1 protein-coding gene is annotated in these 707 nt (G+C 70.0%); it reads right to left on the bottom strand.

Going from position 1 to position 707, the window contains the following annotated elements:
- Positions 1-42: 42 nt before the first annotated feature.
- On the bottom strand, positions 43-707 hold a 665-nt coding region (gene rplB / locus RF637_RS13845; protein WP_368845130.1), incomplete at its 5' end, for a 50S ribosomal protein L2.

Below are 707 nucleotides of genomic sequence, written 5' to 3'. Positions count from 1 at the left end.
GAAAGGGCCCTTCTTCAGGCTGCGTGGCATGTGTCAGGCTCCTTAGCGCTTGTTCTTGCCGGTGCGACGACGGCGGACGATGAGCTTGTCGCTCTCCTTGTTGGGGCGGCGGGTGCGGCCCTCGGGCTTGCCGTTCGGGTTGACCGGGTGACGGCCACCGGAGGTCTTGCCCTCGCCACCACCGTGCGGGTGGTCGACGGGGTTCATGACCACACCGCGGACGGTCGGGCGGACGCCCTTCCAGCGGTTGCGGCCGGCCTTGCCCCAGTTGATGTTCGACTGCTCGGCGTTGCCGACCTCGCCGACCGTGGCGCGGCAGCGCACGTCGACGTTGCGGATCTCGCCGGAGGGCAGCCGGAGCTGGCCGTACTTGCCCTCCTTGGCGACGAGCTGCACCGACGCGCCGGCGGAGCGGGCGAGCTTGGCGCCGCCGCCCGGACGGAGCTCGACGGCGTGGATCACGGTGCCGACGGGGATGTTGCGCAGCGGCAGGTTGTTGCCGGGCTTGATGTCGGCGCCGGGGCCCGACTCGACGACGTCGCCCTGGGACAGCTTGTTCGGCGCGATGATGTAGCGCTTGGAGCCGTCCACGAAGTGCAGCAGCGCGATGCGCGCCGTGCGGTTCGGGTCGTACTCGATGTGCGCGACCTTGGCGTCGACGCCGTCCTTGTCGTGGCGACGGAAGTCGATGACGCGGTACTGGCGCT

The organism is Kocuria sp. CPCC 204721 (genome assembly GCF_040980945.1).
Lineage (GTDB): Bacteria > Actinomycetota > Actinomycetes > Actinomycetales > Micrococcaceae > Kocuria > Kocuria marina.
This window is presented reverse-complemented; position numbering and strand designations above follow the sequence as displayed.